This window comes from New Jersey aster yellows phytoplasma (assembly GCF_002554195.1).
Taxonomy (GTDB): Bacteria; Bacillota_I; Bacilli_A; order Acholeplasmatales; family Acholeplasmataceae; genus Phytoplasma.
The window spans coordinates 1-15,307 of the sequence record NZ_MAPF01000050.1; the positions used below are offsets into that span (position 1 = coordinate 1).

At 24.7% G+C, this 15,307-nt stretch carries 20 protein-coding genes; 13 read left to right on the forward strand and 7 right to left on the reverse strand.

The window, feature by feature from the left end; all coding sequences use genetic code 11:
* Positions 1-397: 397 nt before the first annotated feature.
* From BBA70_RS02010 to BBA70_RS02025, 4 genes are all read right to left on the reverse strand, one after another.
* A complete protein-coding gene (locus BBA70_RS02010) occupies positions 398-577 on the reverse strand; it encodes a hypothetical protein (protein ID WP_252861558.1) in 180 nt (59 codons plus the stop codon).
* Between the two features lie 366 nt (positions 578-943).
* The gene (locus BBA70_RS02015; protein WP_252861559.1) at positions 944-1,171 is read right to left on the reverse strand and encodes a hypothetical protein; all 228 of its coding nucleotides are present in this window, start codon (positions 1,169-1,171) and stop codon (positions 944-946) included.
* A 4-nt stretch (positions 1,172-1,175) separates the two neighbouring features.
* Complete coding sequence (locus BBA70_RS02020; protein ID WP_252861560.1) at positions 1,176-1,799, reverse strand: hypothetical protein; 624 nt, start codon at positions 1,797-1,799, stop codon at positions 1,176-1,178.
* Positions 1,800-1,890: 91 nt separating this feature from the next.
* The gene (locus tag BBA70_RS02025) at positions 1,891-2,091 is read right to left on the reverse strand and encodes a hypothetical protein (protein ID WP_252861561.1); all 201 of its coding nucleotides are present in this window, start codon (positions 2,089-2,091) and stop codon (positions 1,891-1,893) included.
* A 29-nt stretch (positions 2,092-2,120) separates the two neighbouring features.
* On the opposite strand from BBA70_RS02025, the gene BBA70_RS03675 reads away from it, so the two are divergent.
* The 8 genes from BBA70_RS03675 to BBA70_RS02060 all read left to right on the forward strand — a co-directional run bounded on the left by BBA70_RS03675 (position 2,121) and on the right by BBA70_RS02060 (position 7,285).
* Complete coding sequence (locus tag BBA70_RS03675; protein ID WP_274376781.1) at positions 2,121-2,249, forward strand: hypothetical protein; 129 nt, start codon at positions 2,121-2,123, stop codon at positions 2,247-2,249.
* 273 nt (positions 2,250-2,522) lie between these two features.
* The gene (locus BBA70_RS02030; protein WP_252861562.1) at positions 2,523-2,972 is read left to right on the forward strand and encodes a hypothetical protein; all 450 of its coding nucleotides are present in this window, start codon (positions 2,523-2,525) and stop codon (positions 2,970-2,972) included.
* Between the two features lie 8 nt (positions 2,973-2,980).
* Positions 2,981-3,796 carry a hypothetical protein gene (locus BBA70_RS02035; protein WP_252861563.1) on the forward strand — a complete coding sequence of 272 codons (816 nt, stop codon included), beginning with the start codon at positions 2,981-2,983 and terminating at the stop codon, positions 3,794-3,796.
* Complete coding sequence (locus tag BBA70_RS02040) at positions 3,793-4,173, forward strand: hypothetical protein (RefSeq protein ID WP_252861564.1); 381 nt, start codon at positions 3,793-3,795, stop codon at positions 4,171-4,173. Before BBA70_RS02035 ends, BBA70_RS02040 begins: the two co-directional genes overlap by 4 nt.
* A gap of 8 nt (positions 4,174-4,181) precedes the next feature.
* Positions 4,182-4,913 (forward strand): hypothetical protein, encoded by a 732-nt coding sequence (locus BBA70_RS02045; protein ID WP_252861565.1) that lies wholly within the window; start codon positions 4,182-4,184, stop codon positions 4,911-4,913.
* 550 nt (positions 4,914-5,463) lie between these two features.
* The gene (locus BBA70_RS02050; protein WP_011412677.1) at positions 5,464-5,727 is read left to right on the forward strand and encodes a hypothetical protein; all 264 of its coding nucleotides are present in this window, start codon (positions 5,464-5,466) and stop codon (positions 5,725-5,727) included.
* Positions 5,728-6,678: 951 nt separating this feature from the next.
* Complete coding sequence (locus tag BBA70_RS02055) at positions 6,679-6,981, forward strand: nitroreductase family protein (protein ID WP_252861566.1); 303 nt, start codon at positions 6,679-6,681, stop codon at positions 6,979-6,981.
* Between the two features lie 49 nt (positions 6,982-7,030).
* Positions 7,031-7,285 (forward strand): nitroreductase family protein, encoded by a 255-nt coding sequence (locus BBA70_RS02060; RefSeq protein WP_425312274.1) that lies wholly within the window; start codon positions 7,031-7,033, stop codon positions 7,283-7,285.
* Positions 7,286-7,677: 392 nt separating this feature from the next.
* Here the strand turns inward: BBA70_RS02060 and BBA70_RS03970 are convergent, their stop codons facing one another.
* Positions 7,678-7,770, reverse strand: a complete 93-nt coding sequence (locus BBA70_RS03970) for a DUF2963 domain-containing protein (RefSeq protein WP_425312275.1) — start codon at positions 7,768-7,770, stop codon at positions 7,678-7,680.
* 703 nt (positions 7,771-8,473) lie between these two features.
* Here BBA70_RS03970 and uvrC point away from each other — a divergent pair.
* The 3 genes from uvrC (at position 8,474) to uvrB (ending at position 12,283) form a co-directional block, all read left to right on the forward strand.
* Complete coding sequence (gene uvrC / locus BBA70_RS02065; RefSeq protein WP_252861569.1) at positions 8,474-10,021, forward strand: excinuclease ABC subunit UvrC; 1,548 nt, start codon at positions 8,474-8,476, stop codon at positions 10,019-10,021.
* A 29-nt stretch (positions 10,022-10,050) separates the two neighbouring features.
* Positions 10,051-10,161 (forward strand): hypothetical protein, encoded by a 111-nt coding sequence (locus BBA70_RS02070; protein ID WP_252861570.1) that lies wholly within the window; start codon positions 10,051-10,053, stop codon positions 10,159-10,161.
* 118 nt (positions 10,162-10,279) lie between these two features.
* Positions 10,280-12,283 (forward strand): excinuclease ABC subunit UvrB, encoded by a 2,004-nt coding sequence (gene uvrB / locus BBA70_RS02075; RefSeq protein WP_011412680.1) that lies wholly within the window; start codon positions 10,280-10,282, stop codon positions 12,281-12,283.
* Positions 12,284-12,572: 289 nt separating this feature from the next.
* Here the strand turns inward: uvrB and BBA70_RS02080 are convergent, their stop codons facing one another.
* Together BBA70_RS02080 and BBA70_RS02085 are read right to left on the reverse strand one after the other, a co-directional pair.
* Positions 12,573-12,746 (reverse strand): hypothetical protein, encoded by a 174-nt coding sequence (locus BBA70_RS02080; RefSeq protein WP_160122700.1) that lies wholly within the window; start codon positions 12,744-12,746, stop codon positions 12,573-12,575.
* A gap of 925 nt (positions 12,747-13,671) precedes the next feature.
* Positions 13,672-13,824, reverse strand: coding sequence for a hypothetical protein (locus tag BBA70_RS02085; protein WP_011412681.1), 153 nt, complete (start codon positions 13,822-13,824; stop codon positions 13,672-13,674).
* Between the two features lie 240 nt (positions 13,825-14,064).
* On the opposite strand from BBA70_RS02085, the gene BBA70_RS02090 reads away from it, so the two are divergent.
* Both BBA70_RS02090 and BBA70_RS02095 read left to right on the forward strand, forming a co-directional pair.
* Positions 14,065-14,298 carry a hypothetical protein gene (locus BBA70_RS02090; protein ID WP_252861567.1) on the forward strand — a complete coding sequence of 78 codons (234 nt, stop codon included), beginning with the start codon at positions 14,065-14,067 and terminating at the stop codon, positions 14,296-14,298.
* A 54-nt stretch (positions 14,299-14,352) separates the two neighbouring features.
* Positions 14,353-14,508, forward strand: coding sequence for an SVM family protein (locus BBA70_RS02095; protein WP_252861571.1), 156 nt, complete (start codon positions 14,353-14,355; stop codon positions 14,506-14,508).
* Positions 14,509-15,307 lie beyond the last annotated feature (799 nt).

Sequence of the window (15,307 nt, forward strand, 5' to 3'; positions counted from 1 at the left end):
CTTCCATTAATTATTTTTTTAATATTCCATTCAAATATATTAGAAAAAATAAAATTAACAATTGGAAATGAACTTAATTCTATTTCTTTAATTATATCGTAAGGAAATAATGCCAAAAAAGATTCTTGAGGACAAGAAAACATGTGCGAGAAAATCCAAACAAATGACGACTATAAAAATCAATTCCTTTATTAGGATTTGATTCAATTTGTTTATCATTTTTAGAAACATATTTACTAACATATGAAACAACTTTATTAATATAATCTTTTTTATCAAAAGCGCCTTTATAAAAAACTTTACATTTACTAATTTCAATTTTTTCAAATATTATAGGCGATTAAAGAACCATTAAAAAAATACCAACTTTTAAGTTGGTTTCCTTAAATAATTAATTTCAAAAATTTAATTGTTTGATTTCGTTTGTTGATAAGTTTTTCTGGTCTATTAATTTTTGTTCTTTGTTTTCTAATTCTATTTGTTTTTGTTCAATTTCAATTTTTAATTGATTTACATCTTTAATATTTGAAGCTAATTGTTTTTCTAAAGTTGTTATTTTTTCTTTTGAAAAAATCAACTCATTATCTTTTTTTACTATTAATTCATTCTGGTTTGTAATATTATTTTTTATTACTTCGATTTCTGATTGTAATTTGTTTTTTTCTTCTTCGGATAAATCTTTAGTTTGTTGGAGTGTTATTTCTTTAGTTTTAAGTTGAGATTGTAATTCAATTATTTTTCCTTCAAGGGATAATTTTTCTAGTTGTTGAGCTTGAAGGTTAATGTTTAAATATCCCTTTTCGGTTTCTAAAATCTTTTGTTTTTCTCTTTCTTGTTGAATTATTTTTTCTATTTGTTGTTGAAGTTCAGGATTCCATAAACTTTTTGTATTTTTTTCTTTTTTGGTTTGAGTTTGGTTGTTGAGGGGTTTGTTTAGAATCCCTTAATTCAGTTGTTTTTTTAATTCTTTGGTTTTTTCTATTCTTTCATTAATTTTTTGTTCAATTTCTTTTGGGGTTTTTCCTTCTTGAGAAAGTTTTGTTGCATATTCTGTTAACTCTTTTTTTAGTTTTGATTCTTCTGTTGCTTTGATAGCATCTAAATCATAAACTTCTACTAAATTTGGGGGTGGAGTTTTGGCTTTGGGTGTTGGTTTCGTTAAAATATCCAATCATTCAAATATAAATACCTGTTGCAATTAATATTGTTAAACCTATGCAAGGTCCTATAACTGGTATTCCAAGACAAGATAAACCCAAAATGAGGCCAAATGCAATAATAATACTATTAAATATGTAAGGAATTAGTTTCAAAGGAAATCCTAACCATTCTAAAAAATTCTTACAGCGTTCATTTATATAATGAGCAAAATCTTTGGTTTTTTCCCAAGCAGCTTTAGCCATTGGTCCAATTTTAGCTGCTGTTTCAGGGAAGAATTTAGAAATTATTAACCATATTGCCCCTCCAATTAGTGTGATTAGTAATAAAGTAAGGATTGGTTTTGTTATTTTTTTGATTATTTTTACAAACCAATTATCTTGCTTTTGTTGGGTTTCAACAATTATTTTTGGAGGTTTTGGATTGTTTTTGGTAATTTGTTTTGGAGGTTTTTTGATTATAGGTGATTTTGTAATTGTTTTTATTTGAGGTTGAATTATTTTTGATTTTTTTATAGGTATTTTGGTTAGTTTTTTTGATGGTGGTTGTTTAATAAGGGATTTTGTTTTGGGTTTTTTTACATTGGATTTATTTGGTGGTTTTAGTTGGGATTTTTTTGTGACAATTATTTTTTTAGCCATATGATTTTACTCGCTTTCTTTGTTGATTTCATTTAATTTATTGATTATTTCTTTGTTTTAATTATTTATTTTAAATCTTTTTTCAGTTCTTTTAAATCTTCTTTAGTTTATCTAAATTTTTATTAATTTTATCAAATCTTTCTTGAAATTCATCAATAAAAACAGGACGATTATAAATTAAACCATTATTTATTTCAACAAATTCAATAAAATCACTAGTTTCAATTAATAAACCATCAAAAGTTATTAAATTATAATAATTTAATTTTTCATAATACAAATTTAATAACAATTCAAAAGATTTTTTTAAAAAAGTAAAAAGTGTCTAAACTTTTGGAACACCTCAGGTTTTACAACCGAAACAACAAAAACAAGGTTTTAGAAATTTTGGAAGAAAATGATGCAGTTACTAAAGAAGTTGTAAAAGAAACTAAAGACAGAGTTAAATAACAAAATTTTTACTAAATCTTACACAACATATGAACTTTAAAAGAAAATACGACCAAACATTTCAAAAATTACAAGAAAAAGAAAAAAAGAAGATAAAACTAAAGACCAAAAAAACAAGATAATAAATAAAACTTTTAAACAATTATAATAATTAATAAATTAAACTAACTTAACTGGCTTTTTTCTTTTTTTATGTTATAATATTATTTAATAGCAATCATTAATCGCTTAATGATTCCTATTACAAAGAAGGAAAGGTGTATAACACGACAAATGAAAACAAATAATTTAAGTAAGAAGAGCAAATCTCTTTTAGTTTTTAGTTTATTATTTTTGGTTAGTTTATTTTTTATTTTTAATATTATTAATAGCAATATTATGGCAAATGGAGCAGATGAAGAAACTCCAAAAGATACAGCAGTTGATGATACATTATCAAAATTAGTTAATGAAGCAGTTGATGCGGAAGTATCTCAATGGGTTAAAGATGAAGATAAAGATGCAGTTACTAATAAAGTTGATAAAACTGAATTAGTAAATGATGCAAAAGTTTTACAACAAGTTAAAGATAAAGTTACAACTTTTGCAGCACAAGTTAAAAAAACTTTTGTTGAAAAAGAATTAAATCAAGTATTAAAAAGTTCAGAAGTTAAAACAACGTTTAAAACAAATGTAACAAAAAAGTTAAAACTGCTATTAAAGTTTTATTTGATGAAAAAGTAGTTGCTTTATTGAAAGAAGATGAAGAAGAAGAAGTTAAAACTGCTATTAAAGGCAAAGCTCCAATTGTAGAAAACAAATTAACAAAAACTGTTGATGAATTAGCAAAAGAAGCTATTAAAGCTTTAGTTCAAGACAAAGCAGTTACTTTGCTTGATGCAAATACAGAAAAAACAGTTAAAGATGAAGTTAAATCTGAAGTTAAAGAAGTAACTCAAAAACTTGATAAAAAAGTTGCTGAATTAGCTCAAGAAGCTAAAACTGCAGGAACAGAAGATAAAGTTGCAAAAGATACAGTAGTTAATGATGTATTATCAAAATTAGTTAATGAAGCAGTTGATGCGGAAGTATCTCAATGGGTTAAAGATGAAGATAAAGATGCAGTTACTAATAAAGTTGATAAAACTGAATTAGTAAATGATGCAAAAGTTTTACAACAAGTTAAAGATAAAGTTACAACTTTTGCAGCACAAGTTAAAAAAACTTTTGTTGAAAAAGAATTAAATCAAGTATTAAAAAGTTCAGAAGTTAAAACAACGTTTAAAACAAATGTAACAAAAAAAGTTAAAACTGCTATTAAAGTTTTATTTGATGAAAAAGTAGTTGCTTTATTGAAAGAAGATGAAGAAGAAGAAGTTAAAACTGCTATTAAAGGCAAAGCTCCAATTGTAGAAAACAAATTAACAAAAACTGTTGATGAATTAGCAAAAGAAGCTATTAAAGCTTTAGTTCAAGACAAAGCAGTTACTTTGCTTGATGCAAATACAGAAAAAACAGTTAAAGATGAAGTTAAATCTGAAGTTAAAGAAGTAACTCAAAAAACTTGATAAAAAAAGTTGCTGAATTAGCTCAAGAAGCTAAAACTGCAGGAACAGAAGATAAAGTTGCAAAAGATACAGTAGTTAATGATGTATTATCAAAATTAGTTAATGAAGCAGTTGATGCGGAAGTATCTCAATGGGTTAAAGATGAAGATAAAGATGCAGTTACTAATAAAGTTGATAAAACTGAATTAGTAAATGATGCAAAAGTTTTACAACAAGTTAAAGATAAAGTTACAACTTTTGCAGCACAAGTTAAAAAAACTTTTGTTGAAAAAGAATTAAATCAAGTATTAAAAAGTTCAGAAGTTAAAACAACGTTTAAAACAAATGTAACAAAAAAGTTAAAACTGCTATTAAAGTTTTATTTGATGAAAAAGTAGTTGCTTTATTGAAAGAAGATGAAGAAGAAGAAGAAGAAGTTAAAACTGCTATTAAAGGCAAAGCTCCAATTGTAGAAAACAAATTAACAAAAACTGTTGATGAATTAGCAAAAGAAGCTATTAAAGTTTTATTTGATGAAAAAGTAGTTGCTTTATTGAAAGAAGATGAAGAAGAAGAAGTTAAAACTGCTATTAAAGGCAAAGCTCCAATTGTAGAAAACAAATTAACAAAAACTGTTGATGAATTAGCAAAAGAAGCTATTAAAGCTTTAGTTCAAGACAAAGCAGTTACTTTGCTTGATGCAAATACAGAAAAAACAGTTAAAGATGAAGTTAAATCTGAAGTTAAAGAAGTAACTCAAAAACTTGATAAAAAAGTTGCTGAATTAGCTCAAGAAGCTAAAACTGCAGGAACAGAAGATAAAGTTGCAAAAGATACAGTAGTTAATGATGTATTATCAAAATTAGTTAATGAAGCAGTTGATGCGGAAGTATCTCAATGGGTTAAAGATGAAGATAAAGATGCAGTTACTAATAAAGTTGATAAAACAAAAATAACAGCTAAAGGCAAATTTGCAAATGTAACTCAAAAACTTGATAAAAAAGTTGCTGAATTAGCTCAAGAAGTTTTTAAAACATACAAAGATAAAACTAAATTACTAGTTGCATTAGGTGTTTTTTTAGCGCTTTTAGTTTTTGCAGCTTTTGTTCTTTATTTTATAAAAAAAACAAAAAGCTAATTAAATAATTAAATATATTTTTAAACTAAAAAAACTACCTAAATTAGGTAGTTTTTTATTATATTTCACACATTTTTTGCATAATAACAAAAACGCCAACACGTTTTTTTAGACAATTTTAAAGACAAAAGTTGTCTAAAAAAACGGAACAGCGCAACTTTTTAGGCCAAATAAAGACTATCTTACAACATCAACATCCTTTTTTATTTCAAAAAACAAACAAAAAATATTAATTTTTATACTTTACAAACAAAACATATTATATTATAATATATATGTAAATATATATAATATTTGTGGAACTAAAAATTCCTAACCACTTTGATTACTAACACATCAATTTATACTCTATTTCTACCACTACTTCACATAGTGGCTTTTATTTTATATTTTTATCTAAAAATGTATTTAAAACATTAAATAACTTTTTTAAAAAACGAGTTAAAGCAGTAAACAATCCCAAATTTCAATCCTAGGGAGGATAAAAAATGAATGAAAACGAATAAAAATTAAACAAAACTATATTAGTACAAATAAAAACTTTTTAAAAGTGATTTATTTTAACTGGGGATTTGGTATTGCAATTAAAAATTTTCTAATTCACTCCCAAACTTTAGAAATCCCAATTATAGATAATTTTCCGGAAAAAGAAAAAGAATACAACAATATAGAACAATTTTTAAATAGACAAACAGCTGATTCGTTGTTTGAATTAACAATTTTATCCCACAAAGACCAAAAAACTAACTATGCATGGTCTTTACAATATCTTTATGTTCCACAAGATTTTTTGAACCAACTAAACACCTATTAACAACAATTTTTAAGAGCAAAATGGTACAAAACAAAAACCAACAAGTCCCACAAACTCAAACATACACTTCAACCCAAACAACTGCCAAACAACCAAAAAGACTAAATTAAAGATTTTTTAAAAGTAATTTCCCCTGGACAAACTAGAAATATTAAAATGAATAAAACCAAATGCCCAAACAAGTTAGATAAGTACGAAAACCCCACTAAAACTAATTTTAAAAAAAGGCTTAAATTTTTATTTACTTGGCAAATGACCTAGCCTATATTAAATAATTTCTAACCAAATACAAGTGGGGTTTGGGTTATAGGATTAAAACCAAAAGACAAAAAAAGAAAATGTATTTCTTATAAAAAAAATTACGGAATTTCAAATGAGTTTGTAGTTAAAAAAGAAAATAAAATATACTTATATTGACACAAATGGAAAAAATACTACAAATTAGCAATTAAAGCCCCTCAAAAAACTAAATTTGATGATTGTATAGTAATTAATTTTGTAGTAAAACTTAGTAAAATACAACAAAAAGGGTTTTAAAACCTTACAAATAAACTAAAAAAACCAATTTCACTTTTGAAAAGTTTCAAAAAATGTGTCAATTAATTTCTGAAAATATTTAAAAATAAAAAAAATTGCAAATTTGAAAAAAATAACTCTAATTTTATTAAAAAAACATTTTAAAAATCAAAAAAAGATAAAATTAGGGTTTATTAAAAAAGGGATAAACTACAAAATAGGCTATTTTTATCCTATTTTTGTCTAAAAAAACCATAAAAATAGTATATTTGATATATTAACATAACATTTTTCCTTTGATTTTATAACTATTTTTACATGATAATTTATTATAATTGAGTTTGGTTACCTTTTTTATAAAATTTAAGTATATTTTTATGTTTCAACTCATAATATATTTGATAATTTGAATTAAATTGGATTGGAGGAGTTTTTATGGATTTTTTAAAAATTAAAAGTGTGCGTCAATTTTGTGCAAATCATGAAATACAAAACAACATTTTAGAAGCAATTTTGGGTACAGTTTTCCAAGCACCCTCTGCTTTTAATTTACAACCATGGCGTTTTTTTGTTTTTAAAGGCGAAAAGAGTAAACAAAAAATAGCTCCTTTTTTATATGGTAACAAAACTCAATTAGAAACTTGTTCTGCTATGATTTTGTTGTGTTGCGATACTCAAAAAAATACCTTAGCTGAAAAAATTTATCAACAAGAATTTTTTAAAAAAACAAATATCTGATACAACCAAATTACAAATAATTACAAAAATTGATGATTATTACAAACAAATTTCCCAATCAAAACTAAAAAATGAGTTATTTTTAGAAGGTGGTATCGGAGCGTTGCAATTGATGTTAGCTGCTAAAAAATATGGTTATGATGTTTGTCCTATGGGAGGGTTTAACGCAAAAAAAATCAATGAAGGACTAAATATTGATTTTCAATATTTGCCTGTATTGTTGGTTGCTATTGGGAAATCACAAGAAAAACCCAAAAATAAAGCTTTTCGAATGGATTGTAAAGATTTTATTTTTTGGATGTAGTTAAAATTGCAAAAAATAACTGTATTAAAACACTAAAAAATTAAAATATTCACAAAAATAACATTATGGCTGACTTAAAAAGTTGGTCTTTTTTTATAAAAAGGCATTTTTTATTTAATAAATAATTTAATAGTTAATTTCTATAAATTGAGGTATTTTTGCTGAATTAACTTGTTTGTATAAAACAGAAAAACATTGCAATTCTTGTTGCTTAGATAAAAAAGTATTTTGAACAATTTTATTAAGATAAAAAAAAAACAGCATGAGCCAAATCATTTTTAATATTTCTTTCATATTTCAAATAAAAACCTAGAAAAAGATTATCAAAAAAAATCTCCTGTACCTGCAATATCAATGTTTTTTCTTTGTTATAGGACTGCACCAAATATTTTTTAGTATTTAGAAAACAATAGATTATATTCCTTAATATAATCTATTGTTTTGCTATCAGGATTATAATAAAATGTACGACTATAATCTTTAATTAAACAACATTTTCATAATTTTTTTTTAATAGTTCCATCATCTCTATAAATAATTTTTTTGATTTTTACAATTCTTTTTTTATTATTTAACTATTAATAAATAACCTTTTGAAGCAAAATAAACAGCAGCAGAATAACAAGACCTAATTTAGGTGAAAACCAATATTGAAAAAAATCCTAAAGTTAATTTATTTATTCTAAAAGATTTTTTACTGGAATAATAACGTCTGTAATTTCAAGCCATTTTAATCTCTTTTTTTTATTTTTTTATAAATAGGGTGGCAATTTGTTCAATTATCACCTATTCTTTCAAGTCTTTTAGTTTTGATATTTTTTCATTATTATTTTAGTTTGAAAAAAATAAGTTTATTATCGCAAATGCTTTAAAAATTTTAAATAATTTCAAAATAATAATATTAATTTTGATATAATAAAGTTAATGAAAACAAACAAAAAAACAAATATTCCAAAAATCAACAAACAAAGCAAGAAAATAAATTTTTTTACAAAAAAATAAAATAAATAAAATGAAAAAAGCCAAATTCAAACCTGAAAAATAAAAACACTATTAAATTGGATAAAAAATCAAAAAAACAATTCAATAAACGGAAGCAATTTAAAATGTCAATTCTTTTAGAAAAAATAAAAACTTTACCGCCCAATCCTGGTTGTTATCTTTTTTAAAAACACAAAAGACACAATCATTTATGTTGGTAAAGCCAAAAATTTAAAAAAACGCGTCCAAAGTTATTTTACCAAAAGAAACAACTTAAAAACAGCGATGTTAATTGAAGAAACCCAAGACTTTTTCTACATTATTACTAACAACGAACAAGAAGCCTTAATTTTAGAAGCTAACTTAATCAAAACACACACTCCTAAATATAATTTCAAACTTTTGGATGACAAAACTTATCCTTATATTGAAATTACCAAAGAAAAACACCCACAATTAAAAATTTCACGATTCAAACAAATTCCTCCAGGAAAAATAATTTTTGGTCCTTATCCCAATCTTAAAAGCACCAAAGAAACCTTAAAATTGTTGCATCTTTTGTATCCTTTAAGGAGATGTCAGTTAGCATCAAAAAAACCGTGTCTTCATTTTCACATCAATCAATGCCTCGGCGCTTGTGCAGGAAAAACAATTAATTATAAGCCTAATATTGATGCAATTACTAAATTTTTAAAAGGCAATATCAAAGATATTTTAAAAAAATTACACCATTTAATGCAAAAAGCCAGCGAAAAAATGTTTTATGAAAAAGCCCAAGAATACCGCGACATTATTGATTCAATCAAACAGACCACAAAAAAACAACTTATCAGTAATCAAAAACTCAAAAATTGCGATATTTTTGCCTATGCATTTAATCAAGACCAAATAGCAATTCAAATTTTAAAAATTCGCCAAGGAAATATCGTTGATTCTTATCGGAGTGTTTTTTCATATGTTGGCTTTGTATGCGAAAATATTTTAACTTATCTTAATTGTTATTATCAAAAAAACATTAAACCAGATATAATTATTACAGGAAAAAACCAAGATGAAAATATTTTGCAACAAACGATAACTAACCAAACTTTATTGGAACAAATCTTGCAAACCAAAGTAAATATTTATCATAAGGGAGACAAAAAGAAACTTTTTTTACTAGCCTTAAAAAACGCCCAAAATGATTTATCTCACAATAATTTAATCTATCAATCCAAAGACCAAAAAATACAAGAAGCATTAAACAAATTGGCAATTATTTTTAATAAAGATATCAAAAGAATTGATGTTTTTGACAATTCTCAACTATTTGGAAAAGCCTTTGTGGCGGCAAGAATTGTGTTTAATCATTTTGAATTTGACAAAAAACTTTATCGAACTTTTCACATTAAAGGTGAATTACCTAACGAATATCAAGCTTTTGAAGAAACACTTACGCGTTGTTATAACAAAGGCAAGGAAGCTGAAAATGATGCAACAGATTTAATTTTGGTTGATGGCAGTTTAGTACAGCTAAGGCAAAGCCAAAAAACTTTAAAGAAACTGGGCTATGAAATTCCTTTAGGAGCATTGCAAAAAAATAACAAACATCAATTAACTCATCTTGTAACTTTTCAAGAAAAATTAATGTTGGAACAAGATCCTAATTTATTTCATTTTTTAAAAAGTTTAAGCGAAGAAGTCCATCGTTTCGCCGTTTCTTTTCACCGCAAAACCAAAAAAAACTGGATTATAAAACCACTTTATCAAACATAAAAGGAGTTGGCGTTGTTAGAAAAAAAGCCATATTAAATCATTTTGAAAGTTTAGAAGCCATCAAAAAAGCTACTTTGCAAGATTTTCAAAAAATAGGAATTAATCAAAAATTGTTTTTGTTAATTAAAAAGAGTTTATAGAAGTGGGCAAATAAATATTCATTAAAAAAATATTAACAAAATTTTAGAACAACCATCTAAATATTTTGAAATTAAACCACAAAAATAACCAAAATCAAAAAAATGCAAGGAGCAACAAATGAGTTTAACAAATTTATTTAAATTGCAAAGTTCTTTAAAACCAAGTGGCGACCAACCTCAAGCAATTCAAAAATTAGTTAATAACTTTAAACAAGGTTTAAAAGAACAAATTCTTTTGGGAGCTACTGGCACTGGAAAAACTTTTACCATTGCAAATATTATTCAACATTTACAACAAAAAACTTTGGTTATTGCTCATAATAAAACATTAGCAGGACAGCTTTACAACGAATTAAAAGCCATGTTTCCCAACAATCGAGTAGAATATTTTATTTCTTATTATGATTACTACCAACCAGAAGCATATGTAGCATCAAGCGACACTTACATCGAAAAAGACTCCAAAATCAATGATGAAATTGATCAGTTGCGTCATAGTGCCGCAGGTTCGTTAATTAACCGAGATGATGTAATTGTAGTTGCTTCTGTTTCGTGCATTTATGGAGTAGGTGACCTTAAAGATTATCAAAAATCAACACTACATTTACAAATTGGAGACAAGTACGAAAGAAAAAATTTAATTAACAAGTTAATAGAATTAAAATACCAAAGAAACGAAATTAATTTTCAAAGAGGCACTTTTCGAGTAAGAGGCGACATTATAGAAATTATTGCTTCATCTAGCAAAGAAATTGGTATCCGCATTATTTTTTTTGGCAATGAAATTGAAAATATTCAAAATTTTTATGTTTTAAATGGCAAAGCAATTGCTAACCTTAAATTAATTACTCTTTTCCCTGCTAGTCTATATGCTACAAATAACCAAAAATTACAAGAAAGCATCAAAAGAATTCGCCAAGAATTAAAGGAACAAATTAATCATTTTGAAAAAACTAACCAACTTTTAGCAGCTCAAAAAATTAAAATGCGTACTTTACACGATTTAGAAATGTTAGAACAAATAGGCAATTGCAATGGTGTTGAAAATTATTCAAGACACTTGGCACTCAAAGGAAAAGGCGAGGCGCCATCCACTTTAATTGATTTTTTTGGAAATGATTTTTTAACCATTGTTGATGAATCTCATGTAACTATACCCCAAATTAAAGGAATGTATTTTGGTGATTTTTCTCGCAAAAACAACTTAGTAAATTTCGGTTTCAGACTACCAAGCGCCCTTGATAACAGACCTTTAAAATTCAATGAATTCCAAGAGAAAATGAATAAAGTTATCTATCTTTCAGCTACTCCTGGAGACTATGAATTAACTAAAAAAATCCCCATTGTAGAACAAATTATAAGACCTACTTTTGTTCTTGATCCAGAAATTGAAGTGAGACCCACCAACAACCAAATGGACGATCTTTACTTTGAAATTAAACACCAAACTAAAAACAATCAAAGAATTTTGATAACAACTTTAACTATTAATATGAGCGAAGACCTAACTACTTATTTAAAAAATTTAGGCATCAAAGTAGCTTATTTACATAGTGAAATTAAATCTTTGCAAAGACTTGAAATTTTAAAAGATCTAAGATTGGGAAAATACGATTGTTTGGTGGGAGTTAATCTTTTGAGAGAAGGACTTGACTTACCTGAAGTAGCTTTAGTAGCTATTTTGGATGCTGATAAACAAGGTTTTTTAAGAAACGAAAGAAGCCTTATCCAAACTATTGGAAGAGCAGCTAGAAACATTACAGGAAAAGCTATTATGTATGCTGATTGTATTTCTCCTGCTATGCAAATTGCCATTGAAGAAACTTATCGTAGAAGAAAAATCCAAAAACAATACAACGAAACAATGAAAGTAACACCAACTGCTCTTAACAAAACTATTTTAGAAACAATTTCAATAAAACAAAAAGAAAGGATCAAAAATGAAAAGGGTAAGAGTAAGGTGCAAAAAAAGTTGCAAATAAATACAAATATGACAGCTAAAAATAAAGAAATTAAACGTTTACAAAAAACGATGAAAGAAGCTGCCAAAGCCCTTGATTTTGAAAAAGCAGCTACATTAAGAGATTTGATTTTAGATTTGGAGAAAAAAGAAAAAAGATAACAATTAAAATAATAAAAAAGATGAGGTGTTCCAAAAGTTTAGACTAATATTTCTTATGATATCTTTAACTTTGCTTTAAATATCAATTGATGTCAGTTCATCTTTATTTTCAGCAATCATTAAACAAATAAATTTATGAGTTTTTTTAAAAAAGTTTCTTAGTTTTATTTCTTAAAAACAAATAATATTTATCAGACATAGGTCTCATATGTAATTTAATAAATTCTATTTTTTCTTGGATTTCTTTTTATTCATAACTAATATTAGCCAATAGTGTGAAGACATAATCTTAGAAAAAAACCTTGCCCGAAATCAGTAGTCTTAACAAAAAATAAATATTATCAAAAGCTTTAATTTGTTCTTTATTAAAAGTACCTCTTTTAATTGCATTAAATGTTTTAAGAACATGAAAAGATAAACTAATAAACTCTTTATTCATAGTTAAATCATTTAAATGTAGCATTGTTTGTTCTCCTTAAACACAAAACTACTCCTTTACTGAGATAGTTCACGGTAAAGGCGTTTTTTGGTATAATAAAGGGACACTTTTTAAATATTCGTTTTCTTCTTTAATTTTTTTTATTTTCATTATATATATCGTTATTCAACTCTCTTGCTTTTGCTTTAATATCTACTTCTTGTAATTTACGTCTTTCTTCGGTTTCTAAATGATATTTATAAGCAAGCCTACCTATCTAAAACACAAAAAAGTAAAATAGCAGCAGTAATTAAAAAAGTAATTAAAAGATATTGACTATTATTAAATTTAATTATTTTCATAATTATTTTTTATATTCCTTTATAATTTTGTTTCATTTTAACAATGTAAAAAAAAGAAAAGCCAAAACTCAGCATTATTATAACATTTTTTAATAAAATAAACAATATTTAAGAATAATTAAATAATATCTAATATTCTTAAAACAATTTTAAATAATAAATTCCCTATTACAACAACAGTATTTAAAAGAACTACCAACAATTCTAAGAGCAATTACAGTAACACCAACTAAAACAGTTTTACCAACTTGTTTTGCTCCCTTCAATAAACCACCATTGGGATCTAAATCTTTGAGAATAAGAACATCAACACTCTGAGAAAGAAACTTTATAATAGGGGGGCATCATCTTTAAAAATCGTTAATATTTTCATTAAAAAATCAAACAATGAACTAAATAATTTTAAAGGATAAATTAAAATTGTTAATTTTCCTATATAAAAAAATTATTGTTTTTATCATATTAAAAATAATTAAAAAAATATTATTCCAACCAACACTAAAATCAAAAAAAAGATGATTTAGTAAAAAAATACTATAAAAAATAATATACAATAAATAAAAAAATCTTTAAAATTAAAGGAAATTAAATATTTTAAAATAATAAAACTAAAAATCATTTTCAGTATCATCAATATATTCCGCAATTAAAGGATTTTTTATATTATTTAATGCTTCTGCTGGGGTGGTTGTTAACAAAATCATATACGCATGGAAAGCTCTAAAACTTTGGTGGCAACAATAATGCAATTTTCTTTGCATTATTGTTTTTGTTTATGTTAAAATAATGATAAGTTAAAATAATAAAAAGGGGAGTATTTTCAATATGGAACTATTTTAAAATTAATAATTATAGTTTTTTTATTTCTTCTTTTTGTTATAATTTCTTTATGTTTTTATTTTTATCAAAAACAAACAAAATAAAAAGAGAATTACAAAAACTAATTTAAAATCAAATTCATTATATTAAAATAATTTTGGGTACGTTGGTAATTGGAATAATTGCTTTCATTTGGTATAATAAAAATCAATACAACCAACCAAAGTGATTCACATACAATTAAAAACAACAAAATAGAAACTGAAGATGAATGGTTTCAAAGCAAAAATCAACAAAGAGAAAGTAAAAGTTATTACGATTCAAAAACCTACTATCTCCACTTCAACCCAGTAAAACAATACCTCACCCTTTATACTAAGAAATTTAACACTAAAGAAAATATAAATAAAAATTAGAAAAGAGAAAAAAATGTTAATTTTAGATTTAAAAAACAATTATATTTATTTCAAATAGTTTTATTTACTTTTTTAGGATTATTTTTTATCACCAACAATCCTCAAGTAATGGCAACTTGTAATAATAATTCTGAAGGCAAATTAAAGAAAAATATCGATATTATAGAGGAAGCGGTAGATACATTAGAGGAAAATATTAAATTTTTTTAACAAAAAAGGAATACAAATTAATTTAAACAAATTAACTAAATTGTTTTATAATGACAAAAAAAGGAATACATCGACCCAAAATATATCTTCAACTTCAAAACCTAATAAAAAGAAAAAATAATTTAATATAAAATTTTAATCCTTTAAATTAAGATCTTTCTTTATGCCCAATTTTAAAAAGGAGCAAGAAAATGCAAAATTTATTTTTTAAAAAAAATAAAAAGGATTAAAATAAAAATGAAATTAAGAATTTGTGAACTTGTTATCAATGCTTATATAATTACCAAAGATAAAAATTATCAAACTTATATTTCATCCGGTAGTAATGATGTTTTATATGATTGCCAAGGTCAAGAATGTATTATTTTAGATTATTTTCGTTCTAATTGTTTAGGGTTTATCAGATTTATTTAAAATGTTAGATAATAATACTTCATCCTAATTTAAATCTAGTTATAAAATAAAGTTTTAGAATGTAAATTAAATTATTATTACTACCTTTAAAAGTATTGATAATTTCTTTGGGGTTATTTTTAAAAAAAGATTAAGAATTATTCAATAAAAAAAGACGTTGTAAAATACTTATTATTTTAGATTCAAAATATATTTATTATAACGTTTGGAATTCAGTAGAAATGAAATATAATTTAATAGAAAAAAACCAATACTTTATTAAAACAATTTCAAATAAAAACTTTAAGTAAAAAAGAAACAAAAGAGTTTATTAAAAAATAACTAATATAAACAACTTATAAAAAATTATATTATTAATATATAGCAATATTAAAAGGAATCTATT

Coding starts and splice junctions, on each gene's coding strand:
- BBA70_RS02020 (WP_252861560.1), bottom strand. CDS start 1,799: ATGGCTAAAAAAATAATTGTCACAAAAAAATCCCAACTAAAACCACCA.
- BBA70_RS02030 (WP_252861562.1), top strand. CDS start 2,523: ATGAAAACAAATAATTTAAGTAAGAAGAGCAAATCTCTTTTAGTTTTT.
- BBA70_RS02055 (WP_252861566.1), top strand. CDS start 6,679: ATGGATTTTTTAAAAATTAAAAGTGTGCGTCAATTTTGTGCAAATCAT.
- uvrB (WP_011412680.1), top strand. CDS start 10,280: ATGAGTTTAACAAATTTATTTAAATTGCAAAGTTCTTTAAAACCAAGT.
- BBA70_RS02080 (WP_160122700.1), bottom strand. CDS start 12,746: ATGCTACATTTAAATGATTTAACTATGAATAAAGAGTTTATTAGTTTA.
- BBA70_RS02085 (WP_011412681.1), bottom strand. CDS start 13,824: ATGCAAAGAAAATTGCATTATTGTTGCCACCAAAGTTTTAGAGCTTTC.